Genomic DNA, 17218 nt, shown 5'->3' with positions numbered 1-17218 from the left:
GCTCTGTCGGCGTGTTTCTGCGCACGGATGGTGTTTATGCGTGGGGGAGGCGGTGGGCGGGTCGGACCGCGGGGGTCGGGGCGGCGCTGGGTAGGGGATGCCGCGGCGTCGCGCGTGTGCTGGCCGTGCCGCGCGGCATCCGTGGTGCATAAACACAATCCGTGCGCATAAACGCTCTGTCGGCGTGTTTCTGCGCACGGATGGTGTTTATGCGTGGGGAGACGGTGGGCGGGTCGGACCGCGGGGGTCGGGGGCGGCGCTGGGTAGGGGATGCCGCGGCCTCGCGCGTGTGCTGGCCGTGCCGCGCGGCATCCGTGGTGCATAAACACAATCCGTGCGCATAAACGCTCTGTCGGCGTGTTTCTGCGCACGGATGGTGTTTATGCGTGGGGGCGGTGGCCGGGTCGAACCCGGCGCGGGGCAGCGGATACCGCGACCACCGACCCCCGGGCCGGTCAGGCGCTCAGGTCGACGAGCGTGCCGAGTCCCCGCTCGCGGGCGGCGCGGATGAAGACGTCGGCGACGGCGACGTCCTGCGCGCCGATGCCCACCGAGTCGAACAGCGTGATCTCCTCGGACGACGTGCGGCCCCGGGCCCGTCCGGCGACGACCTCTCCGATCGTGCCGACGATGTCGGCCTCGGAGATCGCGCCCTCGTCGATCGCCCGCAGCAGGTCGCCCGACTTGGTGCGCGCCGTCGCCCGGTCGTCGACCCAGATCGAGGAGCGCGCCATGGCCTCGCCGTCGACCTCCCGCTCGTCCGCGCGCGGGCGGGCACCGACGACGTTGAGGTGCTGCCCCGGGTGCAGCCACGCGCCCTCGACGATCGCCTCCACCGACGGGGTCAGAGTGCACACGACGTCGGCCTCCTCCACCACCTCTCGAGGGGATGCCACGACGTCGATCGCCGTCGGCCACCCCTCGCCGCGCAGATCGGCCGCGAGCCCCTCGGCGCGCTCGCGTGTGCGCGACCACACCACGACGCGGTCGAAGGACCGCACGTCGCGGAGGGCCAGGGCGTGCTCGCGGGCCAGTGCCCCGGCGCCGATGAGGCCGAGGGTCCGGCTGTCGGGGCGGGACAGCGTGCGGGTGGCCACCGCGCTCGCGGCGGCGGTGCGCACCCGGGTCGGGACGGCGCCGTGCAGCAGCGCGACCGGTGATCCGTCGACGCGATCCACGACGAGGATCATCGAGCGCTGGGTCGGCAGCCGCCGCCCCGCGTTGTCGGGCACGTCGGCCAGGAGCTTGACCCCCGCGAGGTCGGAGGCCTCCGACACCGCCGACATGAGGATGAACCGGGCCGAGTCCGAGGGGGTCGCCATCGAGGTCGGGCCGGGCTGGTCGGCGCGACCCTCGGCGATCTCGGCGAACCCTCGGGAGACGGCCTCGGCGATGGCCCCGCGGTCGACGAGACCCTCCAACTGGGGCGTGCTGAGCAGCAGCATCAGGCGCGGCTCCCCTCGGTCAGCTCGAGGGCGTCGGCGACGACGGCACCGCGGAACAGCACGGTGCGGTCGCTCAGGCGGTCCATCACGGCCGCCGTCACCGTGTCACCGGCGACCAGTACGAGGTCGGCGGGGTCGCCGACCCCCACACCGGGGCTCTCCGCGCCGAGGGCGGGCATGGCCGCCCGGCCCATCACCGCGCGGCCCCCCACCGTGGCGATCGCGACGCAGTGCTCGATGTCGTCGTCGCGGCGGAAGCCGTTGGTGAAGGCGAGCTGCCAGGTGCGGTCGAGCATGTCGGTGTTGCCGTAGGGAGACCAGTAATCGCGCTGGCCGTCCTGCCCGAGCCCGAGCGCGATGCCGTACTCGTCGAGCAGGTGCGTGGGAAGCGGAGCCTGGGGGGCGACCGTGGCCATCGAGATGCCGAGGTCGCGGAACTGCTCGAGCAGCGCGCGCAGTTGCGCCTCGGGCAGGCGCCCCAGGCCGTAACCGTGCGAGATGGTGACGCGACCGCGCATGTCGAGGGCGCGGGTGCGCTCGATGATCAGCTCGGCCGAGAACTTCGCCAGCTGGTCCGGTTCGTGCAGGTGGATGTCGATGGGGGCGCCGTGACGCTCGGCGATGCCGAACACGGCGTCGAGATGACGCACCGGGTCGCGGTCGAGGGCGCACGGATCGATGCCGCCGACCACGTCCGCACCGCGGTCCATGGCCCGCTCGAGCACCTCGATCGATCCCGCCTCGCGCAGCAGGCCCGCCTGCGGGAACGCGATGATCTCGACCTCGCAGCGGTCGAGGTTCGCCTCGCGCGCCGCGAGCACGGCATCCAATCTCTCCAGATCGGCGTCGACGTCGACCTGGGCGTACGTGCGCACCTGGGTCGTGCCGCGGGCGATCGCGCTCTCGAGCGTCGTGGCCACGCGGTGCTCCATGCTCCGCTCGGCGTGGCGCCAGTTGTCGCGGTCGTTGAGCATCATGCCCCACACCCCGGGCACCCCGGTGTGCGGCCGGAACGGCAGCCCGATGCGGGTCGAGTCGAGGTGCACGTGCACGTCGGCGAACGACGGCAGCAGGATGCGTCCGCGGCCCGACACCGTCGCGGCCGAAGGGTCGAGCGGCCCCGCACCCGCCGGATGGATGCCGGCGATGAGGCCGTCCGCGAGGACGACGTCGGAGAGGGGGCCGCCCCACGGGCGGACGTCGGTGAGGACGGTGGAGGTCATTCGAAGCTCGTTCCGGTGAAGTCGTACAGCCCGTCGGCGCGCGGGGTCCAGCTCAGTCCGCTGACGGCCGCGAAGTTGTTGAACGGTACGTACAGCGGGACGAAATAGCCCTGCGTGTTGCTGTAGTCGAGCAGCTTCGCGAACACGTCCTGGCGCGCGTCGCCCTCGACTCCGCGCTGCTCCGCGGCCCAGGCTGCGGTGGCGGGGTCCTGAGCGTAGTTGTTGTTGCCGGCGGTCTCGTAGAAGTCGGTGAGGGGCAGGTCGCCGTCGAGGGTGGAGGGGGCCCAGGTGTTGAGGTAGACGCCCTGCATCTCGCGGCCGCGCACCTTGAGCGTGTGGCTCTGCTGGTCGGCGCCGCGCATGTCGACGGCGATCCCGACGTCCTGCAGGTAGCCCTGGATGCTCTGGGCCACCTCGCTCGAGAGCGGGATGCGACCGTCGGTGGCGTAGTCGAAGGGGATCGGCGTGCCGTCGTAGCCGGCCTCGGCCAGCAGCGCTCGCGCGCCGTCGGGGTCGTATGCGACGGGCTGTACGGAGTCTGAGAACCCCTCCACCGCCGGCGCGATCATGGCCTTCGCGGGCTCGGCGAGTCCCGACAGCAGCGAATCCACGATCGCATGGGTGTCGATCGCCTTGGCGACGGCTTCGCGCACGCGCACGTCCTGCAGGGCACCGGCGGTGGAGTTGACGCCGAGGAAGACGACCCCGTTCGAGGCGGCCGAGAACGTCTGGGCCGACGGCGCGGCCTGCACCGACGCCACCTGGGTCGGTCCGATCTGGGCGACGTCGAGGCTGCCCGACAGCACGCCGTTCGCGCGCGATTCGGTGGACGACACCGGCTGCAGCGAGATCTCTTCGATGGCCGGGGCGGGCCCCCAGTAGTCGTCGTTGCGCTTCAGGTCGTACGACACGCCCGTGGTGATGCTGTCGAAGACGTAGGGTCCCGATCCGATCGGCTCGCGGGCGTAGGCGTCCGCTCCCATGTCCTGGTAGGTGTCGGCGGGCACGATCGAGATGAGCGAGGTGTTGCGGGGGAAGGCCGAGAAGGGCTGCTTCAGGGTGAAGCGCACGGTGGTGGCATCCACCGCCTCGACGCTGTCGAGCGACGAGAGGTAGGCGTAGTTCTCCCCGCTCGGATCTCCGAGGATCGTCTCGTACGTGAAGACCACGTCGTCGGCGTCGATGGCCTCCCCGTTGCTCGCGGTGACACCGGGGGTGAGGGTGAACTCCCACTGGGTGAGGTCGTCGTTCGCCGTCCACTCCGTCGCGAGCTTGGGCTCGAGGGTGCCGTCGGCGGCGATCTTCACCAACTGGTCGTGGGTGTGGAAGAAGACCGACAGCACCACCAGCGCCCCGGAGCGGATGGGGTCCATGGAGCTCGGGTCGGTGGGGAGTGCTGCGGTCAGGCTCGTGCGGGCGGTGTCGCCCGAGCCGGTGGGGGAGTCGAATCCGCCGGCGCATCCGGCGAGGATCACGCTGCCGAGGGTGAGGGCGGCGGCGCCTGCGAGGGCGCGGCGGGCTGTCGAGCGGGTCATGAGAGGGCCTTTCGGGTGGGTGAGCCGGAGAGTGCGGGGGAGTCGGAGGGCGTGGGCGAGGGGGCGGGATCGGGCGACGCGGAGCGGGTGGGCGCGTCGGAGAAGAGGTGCGGGATGGCGTCGAGCAGAGTGCGGGTGTACGGATGCCGGGGCTCGGCGAACACGCGCTCGGTCGGACCTTCCTCGACGATGCGTCCGGCCTGCATCACGACGACGCGGTCCGCGATGCCGCGGACCACGCCGAGGTCGTGCGAGACGAAGAGATAGGCGAGTCGCTGATCGCGCTGCAGGCCGCCCAGCAGGTCGAGCACCTGCGCCTGGATGGAGACGTCGAGCGCCGAGACGGGCTCGTCGAGCAGCACGATCGCCGGGTCGAGGGCGAGCGCACGGGCGATCCCGACGCGCTGCCGCTGCCCGCCCGACAGGCGGGTGGGCAGACGGTCGTCGAACGAGCTGTCGAGGCCGACCCCGTCGAGCAGTGTCCGCACGCGCGCCGACGTGAAGCCCCGCCGGATCTTCAGCGGCTCGCCGACGGAGCGGGCGACGCTCATGCGCGGGTCCAGCGCCGACGACGGGTCTTGGAACACCACCTGGGCACGGGAGCGCAGCTCGGCGCTGCGACCGGCGATGTCGGGCGAGGCGGTGCGCCCCTCGAAGCGGATGGTGCCCGCGCTCGCGGGGGTGAGGCCCAGGATGGCGCGCAGCAGCGACGACTTGCCACAGCCGGACTCCCCGACGACGGCCACCGTCTCTCCGGCGCGGATGCGCAGGGACACGCCGTCGACCGCGCGGGTGCGGCGGCCCCGCCGACCGGGGTACTCGACGACGAGGTCGCTCACCTCGAGGGCGGGCTCCTCGGCGGTCTCGGCGACCGTCGGGCGATCCGCCCCGGTGCGGGTCGACGGAGCCGCCGCGAGCAACCGACGGGTGTACTCGTGGGCCGGGGCGGACAGCACCGCGCGGGTCGCCCCGCGTTCGACGACCCGTCCCGACCGCATCACGACGAGGTCGTCGGTGTGCTGGGCCACGAGGCCCAGGTCGTGGCTGATGAGCGCCAACGCCGATCCGGTGCGCTCGCGCACCTCGTCGAGCAGCGCCATGACCTGCGCCTGGACCGTCACGTCGAGAGCGGTCGTGGGCTCGTCGGCGATGAGCAGCAGGGGGTCGTTGGCGATGGCCATCGCGATGACCGCGCGCTGGCGCATGCCGCCCGACCACTGGTGGGGCCGCGACGCCGCGCGTTCCGCCGCGTCCCGCACCCCGACGGACTGCAGCAGCTCGACGGCGCGCCGACGGGCGGCGGCGCGCGAGGTGGCGGGGGAGTGGGCCCTGACCGCGGCGGCCACCTGCGCCCCCACCGCGCGGAGGGGGTTCAGCGCCGACATCGGGTCTTGGAACACCATGCCGGTGACGCGCCCGCGCATGCTGCGCAGCTCACGCTCGCTCATGGTCGTCACGTCGCGGCCGTCGACCCGGACGCTCCCGGAGACGACACGCACGCCCGGTGGCAGCAGGCCGAGGGCGGCGAGCATCGTCAGGCTCTTGCCGGAACCGGACTCTCCGACGACGCCGAGGGCAGCCGACGGCGAGACCTCGAACGAGACGTCGTGCACGAGGGTGCGGGGAGCGTCGTCGGTCGTGGCATCCAGACGCAGATCCTCGACGGACAGGACGGGGCGGGTCATCGGCGGGCTCCCTTGCGCAGGAAGGCGCCACGCGCCTCGGCGGTGAATTGCTGGCTGAGGAACTGCACGCCGCCCACGGCGAGGAACATCGCGACGCCGGGCAGGATCACCAGCCAGGGGTCGGTGGCCAGGTACTTCTGGCCGTCGAAGATCATGGCGCCCCAACTCGGCGTGGGCGGCTGGACGCCGAGGCCCAGGTATTCGAGGGATGCCTCGATGAGCACGATCGTGGCGATGTCGGTCGCCGCGATGATGAGCGTGTGCGGCCAGACGTTGGGCAGGACGTGCCGGGTGAGCGACCAGAATCGGTCGGCACCCTGCGTGCGCGGCGCGACGACGAAGTCCTGCGTGCGCAGGGCCGCGGCGACGTTGCGGGTCACCCGCGCGTAGCCCACCCACCAGGTGCAGCCGACGACGAGGATCGTGAGACCGGCGCTGGGCGGCACGACGGCGCACACGGCGATGAGCAGCAGCACCACCGGCATCGCCAGCACGGTGTTCGACAGCACCGACAGGGCGGATTCGAGTCGCCCTCCGAAGAAGCCGGCCAGGATGCCGACGGTGGTGCCGATCACCGCGTTGAGGCACACGATGGCCACCGTGATGCCGAGGGTGACGGCGGAGGCGAGGGCGATCCGGCTGAAGAGGTCGCGCCCGAGCGGGTCGGTGCCCAGCGGGTGCGCCGGGTCGGCGAAGGGAGGGAGCAGGGCGCGGGACAGATCCTGCCCGAACGGGTCGAAGCCGGGGAGCACGGGCCGTAGCGCGGTCGCGCCGACGACGACGGCGAGCATCGCGATGCCGACGACGGCCGAGGGGCGCAGGCGCCGACGGCGGGGGCGAGGGGGCGGGGCCGAGGTCGCGGCCTCGGGGATCGGGGGCAGTGCGACGGTGGTCATGAGGTGGCCGTTCGGGGGTCGATGCGGGCGACGAGCAGGTCGACGAGGGTGTTGACGACGACGAAGGCGACGGCGACGAACAGGAGCCCCGCTTGGACGATCGGGAAGTCTCGCTGGCTCACGGCGGCGGTCAGCAGGCTTCCGAGTCCGGGCCAGGCGAACACCACCTCGACCACGACCGTGCCGCCCAGCAGGCCACCGAGGTTCAGGCCGGCCATCCCCAGCACCGGTGGAAGGGCGTTGGGGAGCATCTGGGTGAACAGGATGGTCGGTCGGGACTGGCCGATGGCGAAGGCCGTGCGCACGTAGTCCTGCTCGGCCTGGTCGCTCAGCGCGGCGTCGAGCAGGCGGAGGTACATCACGAACTGGCCGGTGGCCAGGGTCACGACCGGGAGCACGAGGCTCGCGGGACTCGTGCGGCCCAGCGACGGCAGGAGTCCGAGCGAGACGGAGAAGATCAGCACGAGCAGCAGGGCGAAGAAGAAGTCGGGGACCGCCTGCCGCGTGGCGCCGAGCCAGCCGACGATCGCGCGGAGGATCCGGCTGCCGCTGAGGTGGATGACCACGGCTGCCATCAGCGCGAGGGCGAAGCCGGCGAGGAACGCCCAGAAGGCGAGTTCGACCGTGGCGGGGAGTCGCTCCCAGACGAGGCCGAGCGCGGACTCGTGCAGGCGGTAGGAGTCGCCGAGGTCGCCGACGACGACCCCGCGGAGGAAGTCGAGGTACTGCACGAGGACCGGGCGGTCGAAACCGAGGCTGGCGTTGAGCGCGTCCACGTCGGCGCTGCTGGCGTTGTCGGGGAGGAGGAGTGCGCCGGGGGCGCCGGTGAGGCGGCCGAGGACGAAGCCGATCGTGACCACGAGGAAGACCGTGGCGCCGGCCAGGGCGAGGCGGCGGAGGAGGAAGGCGAGCACGGAGGCGACGCTACGGCGCGCAACGGGTATACCAAGTCGATGTAACGAACACGCAATGTGATTCTTACGCGAGCGTCACTTTGGAGTACCAAAAAGACCCTTAGAAGCATCTGAGGGTCAAAAGAGCAGTATTTGGAATACCAAACGGCGGTTTCTCGCTCACGTCCCGCCCTGTCAGGATGGAGGCGTGGACGACGACATCGACGCGACCGGCCGGCGCATCGCGCACATCCTGCGCGAACGCATCATCACCGGTGAGATCGACATGGGGCATCGGCTCGGCGAGCGCGACATCGCCGAGGAGCTCGGCGTCTCCCGCGTCCCCGTCAGGGAGGCGCTGCACGTGCTCGAGGCGGAGGGGTTCGTGTCGTCGGCACATCGGCGTGCGGCCGTCGTGCACCGCTTCACGGTCGATGACGCCAGGGAGCTGTTCGACATGCGAATGCACCTCGAGCCCTACGCCGCGGCGCTCGCCGCGGAGCGCGCCGCCGCGGGAGCCGACACCGCAGCGCTCCGGGCCGCGCTGGATGTGGCGCACGTCGCCTCGGTCGCCTCCGCGTCGGCGTCGTCGCGCAACTCCGATCTGCACGACGAGATTTTCGCCCTCGCCGGTCACACGCTGCTCTCGCGGATGAGCGGTCTGCTCACGGGGCGCACGCGATGGCTCTTCCGGCTGACGCCCGAACGCGACACCGTCGGTCGGTGGGACGAGCACGCCGAGATGGTGGAGGCGATCGTGGGAGGGCACGTCTCGTTGGCGCAGACCCTCGCCGCCGCCCATGTCGAGCGGGCCCGCGTGGAGTCGATGCCCGGCCTGACCGAGCGCCTTCCGCCGGTGGAGCGGCCGGTACGTCGACGCCGAGCGCGCCAGGTCGTCGCCGACGCCTGAGTCACCGACACGGTCGCCGCCTCGGCGCGCATAAACGCCATCGGTGTCGAGAAACACGCTGCCACCGCGTTTATGCGCACGGATCGCGTTTATGCGTGACTCTGCGGGGCCCGGACGCGCACGGGCACCCAACACGCACGCGCGCGGTACGCGCATCGGCGCCCGACGCGCGTGAGCGCCCACGCGCACGGGCGCCCAACGCGCACGGGCGCCCAACGCGCACGGGCGCGCGATCCGCACGGGCCGCCGACGCGCACGGCCCCCCGGCCGGCGTCAGATCAGACCCAGCTCCGCGAACGCGTTGTGCACGCCGTCCTCCAGCACCGCGGTGGTCACGCGGCCGGCGAGGCGCTGCAGCTCGGGTTCGGCGTTGCCCATCGCCACGGGGGTGCCGACGACCTCGAACATCTCGACGTCGTTCCAGCTGTCGCCCATGCCGATGGCATCCGTCGCCGAGAGCCCGAGCACGTCGAGCACCTCGGTGATGGCCGAACCCTTGGTCACGCCGGCCTGTCCGATCTCGCCGTTCGAGCCGCCGGGCAGGGGCATCGATCCGGGGATGACGTGGAATCCGTCGCCGAGCTCGGCCGCGGCGTGGGCCACGGTGTCGGGGGAGGAGCTGACGAACACCGCCTTCGCGACGCGATCGCGGTCGACCTCGGCCACGGCCCGCAGATCGCGCTGGCGGTGGTCGATGTCGGAGGGGAGCCCGAGGGCTTCCAGCTCCTCGGCGCGCTGGGCGTGGCGCGAGCGCAGGAACTCCTCCATCGTCTCGGCCATGCCGGGCGAGGCGTAGACGGCGTCGTGCGTCTGCAGGAAGTAGTGGATGCCGTGGGCTCCGAAGTAACCTTCGAGGGCCTCGACGTCGGCGCGCGGAAGGGGCCGCTCGATGAGGGTCTCGCCCCCGCGCGTGGCGTACGCGCCGCCGTTGGAGATGGCGCCGTCGAAGCCGATGGCCGTGACGTCGGGGTGGATGTCGGCCTCGGCGCGGCCCGTGCACAGCCACACGAGGTGGCCGTTCGCGCGGGCCTGACGGATGGCCTCGACCGTGGAGGGCGCGATCACCGAGCCGTGCTCGAGGATCGTGCCGTCGACGTCGAGGAAGGCGATGCGGGTCATGTGCACTCCAAAGGGTCGGCCCCGAGCCCGGAGGACTCGGGGCCGAACCGGACGGGGGTCAGCGGGTGAGGGATGCGCCGTTGGATCGGATGACGTCGGCGTACCAGCCGAACGACTTCTTCCGGTAGCGATCCAGCGTTCCGGTTCCGTCGTCGTTTCGGTCGACGTAGATGAAACCGTATCGCTTGCTCAGCTGTGCGGTGCTGGCGCTGACGATGTCGATGCAGCCCCACGAGGTGTATCCGAGCACGTCGACGCCGTCCTCGATCGCCTCGCCGACCTGCACGAGGTGGTCGTTGAGGTAGGCGATGCGGTAGTCGTCGACGACCGTCTTCTCGCCGTCGACCTCGACCAGCTGGTCGCGCGCGCCCAGGCCGTTCTCGACGATGAACAGCGGCTTCTGCCACCGGTCCCAGAACTGGTTCAGCACCAGGCGGAGCCCGACCGGGTCGATCTGCCAGCCCCACTCGCTCGCCTCGAGCGTCGGGTTCGAGACGCCGCCCATGATGTTGCCCTCGCCGGCGACCTTCTTCGACGGGTCGGCGGTCTCGGCGATGCTCATGTAGTAGCTGAACGAGACGAAGTCGACGGTGTTCGTCAGGTCGTCGCGGTCCTGGTCGGTGATCTCGAGCTCGATGCCCTTCTCGCGGAGCGTCCGCAGGAAGTACCCGGGGTACGCGCCGCGGGTGTGCACGTCGCCGTAGACGAGGTTGCCGTGGTCGGCGTCCATCACGGCGCGTGCGTCGTCGGGCGACGGCGTCAGCGGGTAGATCGGCATCGACAGCACCATGCAGCCGACCTTGGCCTCGGGGGCCACCTCGCGGGCGATCCGGGTCGCGCGGGCGGATGCCACGAGCTCGTGGTGCATCGCCTGGTACAGCTGCTGCTCGGGCACGCCGCCCTCGGGGATCGGGATGCCGCCGCTCATGAACGGCGCGTGCAGCAGCGAGTTGATCTCGTTGAAGGTCAACCAGTACTTCACCCGCGAGCCGAAGCGCTCGAAGAGCGTGCGGGCGTAGCGCTCGTAGAAGCCGATCAACTCGCGATCGGTCCATCCGCCGTACGTCTCGGCCAGGTGGAGCGGCGTCTCGTAGTGCGAGATCGTGACGAGCGGCTCGATGCCGTGCTTCTCGAGCTCGTCGAGCACGCGGTCGTAGAAGGCGAGGCCTTCTTCGTTGGGCTCGGTCTCGTCGCCCTTCGGGAAGATGCGGCTCCACGCGATCGAGAACCGGTAGACGCCGAAGCCCATCTCGGCGAAGAGCGCGATGTCCTCCGCGTAGCGGTGGTAATGATCGATGCCGACGAGCTTGAGGTTGTCGGGAGTGGGGGTCTCCGAGCGCGGTCCCGAGATGCCGCGGGGCATCACGTCCTGCACCGAGAGTCCCTTGCCGCCCTGGTCGTACGCGCCCTCGATCTGGTTCGCGGCGGTCGCGCCGCCCCAGAGGAAGCCGTCGGGGAAGGGGGTGTTCGTCATTGTTCGTGTCTCCGGGGGATCAGCGGGCGGTGGTGAGGGAGTCGACCGACACGGCGCGGAACAGCGTCTCGCCGTGCGAGAGGGGTCCGGATGCCACGTCGGCGACGTCGGGGTACAGATCGCCGTTGGTGACGATGACCGGAGTGATCAGGTCGTATCCGGCCTTCTCGATGGCGGCGCCGTCGAACTCCACGAGCAGGTCGCCCGCCTTCACCTCGGTGCCGGACTGCACCTTCAGGGTGAAGTGGGTGCCGCCGAGCTTGACGGTGTCCAGGCCCACGTGGATGAGCAGTTCGACGCCGTCGGTGCCGCGCAGGCCGATCGCGTGACCGGTGGGGAACGCGGCCACGACCGTGGCGTCGAAGGGGGCGTAGACCGCGCCCGAGGTGGGTCGGATCGCGACGCCCTTACCGAGGGAGCCGTCGGCGAAGGCGGCATCCGGTACCTCGCTCAGGGCGACGACGGTGCCGTCGACGGGGTTTCGCACCACGGTGTCGGTGGCGACGGCCGGGGTCGCGGGGGCCGCGGCGTCCACGGGGTCCTTGAAGCCGATCAGGACCACCAGCAGGAAGGGCACGATGATCGCGACCGCGAGACCGATCGCGAGCATGACCATGTTGCCGTTGCCGAGCAGGGCCGGCAGCGCCAGACCCGAGGGGACCACGAAGGCCTTCGAGAAGACCCCGCCCATCGCGATGAGGGCTCCACCGAGCGCGCCGCCGACGATGCCGAAGGCGAAGGGGCGCTTGAGGGGAAGGTTGATGCCGTAGATCGCGGGCTCGGTGATGCCGGCGAGGAAGCCCGAGAGGGTGGCCGGGGCGGCGAGCGAGCGCAGGTTCTTGTTGCGGGTGCGCACCATGACACCCGCCACCGCGGCGGCCTGGGCGAGGACGGCGGCGAAGACGGGTCCGATGAGCAGGATCATGCCGGTGGTCTGGTACTCGAGCTGGAACAGCGGCACGAGGCCCCAGTGCAGACCGAAGATCACGAAGACCTGCCAGAGGCCGCCCATGATGGCGCCGCCGAGCCACGGAAGCGTCTGGAAGACCCAGCCGATGCCGGCCGCGAGCCCGCCGCCGACGAGGCTCGAGAGGGGGCCGATGGCGAGGAACACCAGCGGCACCGCGACGAGCACGACGATCATCGGCGTCAGGAAACGCCGCACCGCTCCGGGCAGCACCTTCAGCAGGAACCGCTCCGCGTGGCTCTGCAGCCACACGATAATGATGACCGGGATGACGCTGGAGACGTAGCTGACCATCGTCACCGGGATGCCGAAGAAGGTGATGTCGGGCTGGCCGTTGAGCGCGACGATCGAGGGGTAGACCAGGGCCGCGGCGATCGCGAACGAGGTGAACTCCGACGCCTTGAAGTACCGGGCGGCGGTGATCGACAGGGCGATCGGCAGGAAGTTGATCAGCGCGTCGGAGAGCGCGTTGAGGATCGCGTAGGTCGTGGTCGTGGCATCCAGCCAGCCGAAGGTCACGGCCGCGGCGAGGAACGCCTTCAGCAGGCCCGTGCCGGCCAGGGCCCACAGGATCGGGGTGAAGATCGACGAGATCATCTTGATGAAGCGGTTGAAGAGGTTGCCCTTGGGCCCCTCGTCGCCCCCGTCGCCGCCCGCGCCGCCGAGCTTCGTCTGCGCCTGGATGGCGGCGTAGACGTCGGGGACGTCGTTGCCGATGACGACCTGGTACTGCCCGCCCGCCTGCGCGGTGGTGATGACACCCGGGGTCGCGCGGAGGGCCGCGGCATCCGCTTTGCCCTCGTCCTTCAGCACGAACCGGAGTCGGGTCGCGCAGTGCACCATCGAGGTGATGTTGGTCTCTCCGCCGACGCCGGTGAGAACCGCCGCCGCTGTCTTCGCGTGATCCGTCATCGGAATCCGCCTGCCTTTCGCCGCATCGATGCGGCCTGTCGAATGTTCTGTGGCGACGACCGGGGAGTGTTTTCGGGCAATAAAAAAGACCCGAATCCGTTCATCGCTCGTCAGCGATGTGGATTCAGGTCTTGCCCGCTCGCGCGGTAACAATCCGGAAATCGTCGGCAGGTGTGAACCTGCGTCCGCGACTATAGCACCGGTGCGTCGGGTCCGCCAGAAGTTTCTGCGCGACCGAGGCTCGTCGCCAATCGCTCGACGTGCACCGTGAGGTAGAGCACCTCTTCGTCGGTGAGGGTCGACCCGGTCGCCGCGAGCACGTAGGCCTTCACCGCCTCGGCGATGCCGAAGGATCGCGGGTAGCGGTGCTTCGCGAAGTCGAAGAACGACGAGTCGCCGCTGGTGAGCATCGCGCGATTCACGAGACGTTGCAGCAGGAAGCGCACGTGCAGGATGAACCGCGCGTAGTCGGGACCGTCGGTGTCGAGCGTGACGCCGAGGCCCGTCTCGACGGTGCGCACGACGTGCTGTACGCGCCGGAACAGCAGCGCCGCCGTGCCGTTGGGCTCGTCACGCGTGGCGTTGAGCAGGTGCATCGTGAGGAACACCCCCTCTTCGGGGGGAAGCTCGCGATCGAGGGATGCCGCGATCGAGGCCGCCATGTGCTCCGCCGCGCGCGACTCGTCGGGGTGCAGGATGCGGAGTTCCGGCATCGACGTACCGGGGATGCGGATGCCCTGGTCGAGGCGCTCGATGACGTAGTTCACGTGATCGATGACGGCGAGCGGAAGGCGCCGACCCAGATCGCGGCCGAGCTCGCGCTCCGCCTCGTCGACGGCGTGGAGCACCGCCTGCACCAGCGCATAGGGTGCGTCGGTCAGCAGCTTCCGCGCGTGCGCGGTGTCGGTGGCCTTATCGAGCACGAACGTCTTCTCGACCTTCGCGGGGTCGACGCGCCCCTCGTGCTTGAGCTGGAAGCCGATGCCCCGGCCCATCAGCACGCGCTCGCGGCCGTCGGCGTCGACCGCCACGACGACGTTGTTGTTCAGCAGTCGCTGCACGCCGCCGGGCGGGATGGAGGCGTCACCGGCACCGGGCATGGGATGCAGTTTAGGGCTGGTGACCTGGGGTGCGAGTCGGTGGGATTCGCCGCCTGGCCCGCCCCGAGGAGACGATTCCCGGCGACTCACGGGTCGGCGCAGCGCCCAGGCGCGGCGCAGGCACGCCCCGGTACCCTGGAAACATGACCGAACAGCCCCCCGTGCGCTCCACTACGCCCCGGCAGGCGCGCCCCGCGGGGGCCCCTGCCGACACCGGCATCCGCGAGACGCGCCCCGCGTCCGGCACCCGTCAGGTGCGGCCGAAGACCGAAGGCTGGCAGCAGGCGAAGGACGAGACCGGTCGCCCCCTGCTGCAGTTCGCCAGCCCCAAGCGCGGAAAGCCGCCCGTCCACCTCGCCGACCTCACGCACGACGAGCGGATCGCGAAGCTGAAGGAGCTCGGCCTCCCCGGCTTCCGGGCGAAGCAGCTCGAGAAGCACTACTTCACGCACTACACCTCCGACCCCGCCGCGATGACCGACCTCCCGGCATCCGGTCGCGAAGAACTCGTCGCGGGGCTCCTGCCCCCGCTGCTCACCGAGGTGCGTCGGCTCGAGACCGACCGCGGCGACACGATCAAGTTCCTCTGGAAGCTGCACGACGGCGCCCTGGTCGAGTCGGTTCTGATGCGTTACCCCGGCCGCATCACGCTGTGCGTGTCGTCGCAGGCGGGGTGCGGAATGAACTGCCCGTTCTGCGCCACCGGCCAGGCGGGGCTGACCCGCAACATGTCGGCGGGCGAGATCATCGAGCAGATCGTGCGCGCCAACGCCCTCATCGCCGCCGGGGGCCTCGGCGGGAAGAAGAGCTCCGACCACTCGCTCGACCGCGTGAGCAACATCGTGTTCATGGGCATGGGCGAGCCGCTCGCCAACTACGCGCGGGTCATGCAGGCCGTGCGCGTCATGGTCGACAAGGACCACGGGCTCGGCATGAGCGCCCGCGGCATCACGGTGTCGACCGTGGGACTCGTCCCCGCGATCCGCAAGCTCGCCGACGAAGACATCCCGGTCACCTTCGCGCTGTCGCTGCACGCGCCCGACGACCACCTGCGCGACGAGCTCATCCCGGTGAACTCCCGCTGGAAGGTCGATGAGGCATTGGATGCCGCGCGCAACTACTTCGACAAGACCGGTCGCCGCGTCTCGATCGAATACGCCCTGATCAAGGACATGAACGACCATGCCTGGCGTGCCGACCTCCTCGCCGAGAAGCTCAACGCCCGCGGCCGCGGTTGGGTGCACGTGAACCCGATCCCGCTGAACCCGACTCCGGGATCGATCTGGACGGCATCCGAGGTGCCCGTGCAGAACGAGTTCGTGCGCCGGCTCAACGACGCCGGCATCCCCACGACCCTCCGCGACACGCGCGGGAAAGAGATCGACGGGGCGTGCGGCCAGCTCGTCGCCACCGAAGAAGACGAGGTCGCCGCTGCGGCGACGCCCGTCGGCTGACGCGCTCCTCGCGGCACCCGCCGTTCACGCCGCGACGGCGGTGACCACCAGGTTGTCGACGTAGTGCCCGGTCGCCGGGTCCCACGCCCCGGCGCAAGTGACGATGCGCAGTTCCGGTGTGGGCACGGGGGCGTAGATCGACGCGGTCGGGAAGGTATCCTTCTCGACCGTCTGCAGGCCGGTCACGACGAAGTCCGCCGTGGTCCCGTCGCTGCGGGCGATCGACACGGTGTCGCCGGACACCAGCTTGGGAAGATCGATGAAGACGGCGGGCCCGGTGGGGGAGTCGACGTGAGCGGCGATGACGGCCGGACCCACGGCGCCCGGAAGCACACCCTTCTCGTACCAGCCGACGGCGTCGAAATCGGTCGGGGCCTCGATCCAGCCGTCCGCGCCGCGGTCGAGGCCGATGAGGTCGGAGTCGACCCCGATGGCGGGGATGGAGATGTGCACGGGCGACGCGGTCGACGGTGAGGTCGGTGAGACCGGATCCTGCAGGCCCGGGGCGGCTCCCGTCGACGCACTGCCGGCGTCAGACGCCGAGCCTGCTGCCGCGGGCGTGGCGTCGGTCAACGGAGGACACCCCGCGAGCACGTCATCGCTGAGCATCGCGGTCGCCAGGGCGTTCCAGGCATCGCCGTAATAGGTCGGTGTGGTCGAGGAGGTCTCTGACATGCGGCCGAGATCGGATGCCGCGGCGTCGGTCTGTCCGGCACCCGCGAGCGCCGCAGCGCGGGCGGCGTAGGCGATGGCGTGCTGATCCGTGGTCACCGCGCCCCCACCGGAGTCGAGTTCGGCGGGGAGTGTCTCGTCGGCGGGGAGTGCGGGGCCGATGCGTCCGGCGAGCGCGCGGTCGGCGGGGTCGCACGACTCGGCGAAACGGATCGGGGTGCGCACGGCGTCGTATCCGTAGCGAGGTTCGCCCTCTCCACTCGCCGATCCGGCGATCGCCACCGTCCCGTCGTCCGCGACGGTGGCCCAGTTGGTGGGCAGAGGGTTGGCGTCGAGCAGGGCGGCGGTCGCGGCGCGGCTGCCCTCGGTCAGCTCGTCCCAGCGCGGATCGCCCGACGCCTCCCCGAGCACTCTGTACGCCGCCGGCGAGGCGTAGGAGGGGTTGTACGCGTGGGGAGAGGACGTCGCCCACGGACCGGGGAGGAGGATCCGGCCCAGAGCGGTGGTGGTCGTCATCTCGTCCAGCAGTGCCTCGCCCAGCGCCACACCCTTCTCGCGCAGGTCGTCACGGTCGAAGGCGTCGGCGGCGAGCACCAGCGCTCGTGCCGCATCGAGGTCGGCGTCGGAGGCGGGCTGGTCGTCGACCACCGCCCCGTCCTTCCATTGCCACGACAGCAGGCCGTCGTCGCGCTGGAGGTTCTCGGTAGTCCAGGACCAGATGCGGTCGAAGCGCTCCTCGTCGCCGGCGGCCACCGCGAGGAGCAGACCGTAGGCCTGCCCCTCGCTGACAGTGTCGCCGCCCTGGTCGGTGCGCACGACCCGACCGTCATCGACGTAGGCATCCAGGAAAGTGGATGCCGTCGCGACCGTCCGCTCGCGCACTCCGGTGTCGTCGTCGGCCGGCGCCGCGCACGCGGTAAGGACCATCCCGAC

13 protein-coding genes are annotated in these 17218 nt (G+C 70.8%); 2 read left to right on the top strand and 11 right to left on the bottom strand.

Features of this window, described 5'->3' with window-relative positions; translation table 11 throughout:
• Window positions 1-455: 455 nt before the first annotated feature.
• The 6 genes from QRO03_RS11680 to QRO03_RS11655 are packed head-to-tail and all read right to left on the bottom strand — an operon-like array spanning window position 456 to window position 7698.
• Window positions 456-1445 carry an ornithine cyclodeaminase family protein gene (locus QRO03_RS11680; RefSeq protein WP_285137668.1) on the bottom strand — a complete coding sequence of 330 codons (990 nt, stop codon included), beginning with the start codon at window positions 1443-1445 and terminating at the stop codon, window positions 456-458.
• Window positions 1445-2668, bottom strand: a complete 1224-nt coding sequence (locus QRO03_RS11675) for an amidohydrolase family protein (protein ID WP_285137667.1) — start codon at window positions 2666-2668, stop codon at window positions 1445-1447. Before QRO03_RS11675 ends, QRO03_RS11680 begins: the two co-directional genes overlap by 1 nt.
• Window positions 2665-4203 (bottom strand): ABC transporter substrate-binding protein, encoded by a 1539-nt coding sequence (locus QRO03_RS11670; protein WP_285137666.1) that lies wholly within the window; start codon window positions 4201-4203, stop codon window positions 2665-2667. Before QRO03_RS11670 ends, QRO03_RS11675 begins: the two co-directional genes overlap by 4 nt.
• Entirely contained in the window at window positions 4200-5888 is a 1689-nt protein-coding gene (locus QRO03_RS11665; protein ID WP_285137665.1) for a dipeptide ABC transporter ATP-binding protein, read from the bottom strand. Before QRO03_RS11665 ends, QRO03_RS11670 begins: the two co-directional genes overlap by 4 nt.
• On the bottom strand, window positions 5885-6784 hold the full coding sequence (locus QRO03_RS11660; RefSeq protein WP_285137664.1) for an ABC transporter permease: 900 nt from the start codon (window positions 6782-6784) through the stop codon (window positions 5885-5887). Before QRO03_RS11660 ends, QRO03_RS11665 begins: the two co-directional genes overlap by 4 nt.
• Window positions 6781-7698, bottom strand: a complete 918-nt coding sequence (locus QRO03_RS11655; protein ID WP_285137663.1) for an ABC transporter permease — start codon at window positions 7696-7698, stop codon at window positions 6781-6783. Before QRO03_RS11655 ends, QRO03_RS11660 begins: the two co-directional genes overlap by 4 nt.
• 187 nt (window positions 7699-7885) lie before the next feature.
• Between QRO03_RS11655 and QRO03_RS11650 the strand changes: the two genes are divergently transcribed.
• Complete coding sequence (locus QRO03_RS11650; protein WP_285137662.1) at window positions 7886-8587, top strand: GntR family transcriptional regulator; 702 nt, start codon at window positions 7886-7888, stop codon at window positions 8585-8587.
• Between the two features lie 273 nt (window positions 8588-8860).
• On the opposite strand, the gene QRO03_RS11645 is transcribed toward QRO03_RS11650, so the two are convergent.
• From QRO03_RS11645 to QRO03_RS11630, 4 genes are all read right to left on the bottom strand, one after another.
• Window positions 8861-9706: a Cof-type HAD-IIB family hydrolase gene (locus QRO03_RS11645; protein ID WP_285137661.1), complete on the bottom strand. Its 846-nt coding sequence runs from the start codon at window positions 9704-9706 to the stop codon at window positions 8861-8863.
• Between the two features lie 58 nt (window positions 9707-9764).
• The gene (locus tag QRO03_RS11640) at window positions 9765-11180 is read right to left on the bottom strand and encodes a glycoside hydrolase family 1 protein (protein WP_285137660.1); all 1416 of its coding nucleotides are present in this window, start codon (window positions 11178-11180) and stop codon (window positions 9765-9767) included.
• Between the two features lie 19 nt (window positions 11181-11199).
• Entirely contained in the window at window positions 11200-13059 is a 1860-nt protein-coding gene (locus QRO03_RS11635; protein ID WP_285137659.1) for a beta-glucoside-specific PTS transporter subunit IIABC, read from the bottom strand.
• 191 nt (window positions 13060-13250) lie between these two features.
• Complete coding sequence (locus QRO03_RS11630; RefSeq protein ID WP_285137658.1) at window positions 13251-14159, bottom strand: PRD domain-containing protein; 909 nt, start codon at window positions 14157-14159, stop codon at window positions 13251-13253.
• 143 nt (window positions 14160-14302) lie between these two features.
• Between QRO03_RS11630 and rlmN the strand changes: the two genes are divergently transcribed.
• Entirely contained in the window at window positions 14303-15613 is a 1311-nt protein-coding gene (gene rlmN / locus QRO03_RS11625; RefSeq protein WP_285137657.1) for a dual-specificity RNA methyltransferase RlmN, read from the top strand.
• 24 nt (window positions 15614-15637) lie between these two features.
• On the opposite strand, the gene QRO03_RS11620 is transcribed toward rlmN, so the two are convergent.
• The gene (locus tag QRO03_RS11620; protein WP_285137656.1) at window positions 15638-17212 is read right to left on the bottom strand and encodes a glycosyl hydrolase family 8; all 1575 of its coding nucleotides are present in this window, start codon (window positions 17210-17212) and stop codon (window positions 15638-15640) included.
• Between the last annotated feature and the right edge of the window lie 6 nt (window positions 17213-17218).

Origin of the sequence: Microbacterium sp. lyk4-40-TSB-66 (assembly GCF_030209475.1) — a bacterium.
Lineage (GTDB): Bacteria > Actinomycetota > Actinomycetes > Actinomycetales > Microbacteriaceae > Microbacterium.
The sequence above is the reverse complement of the archived record's forward strand: the minus strand, read 5'-3'. Positions and strand labels throughout refer to the sequence as shown.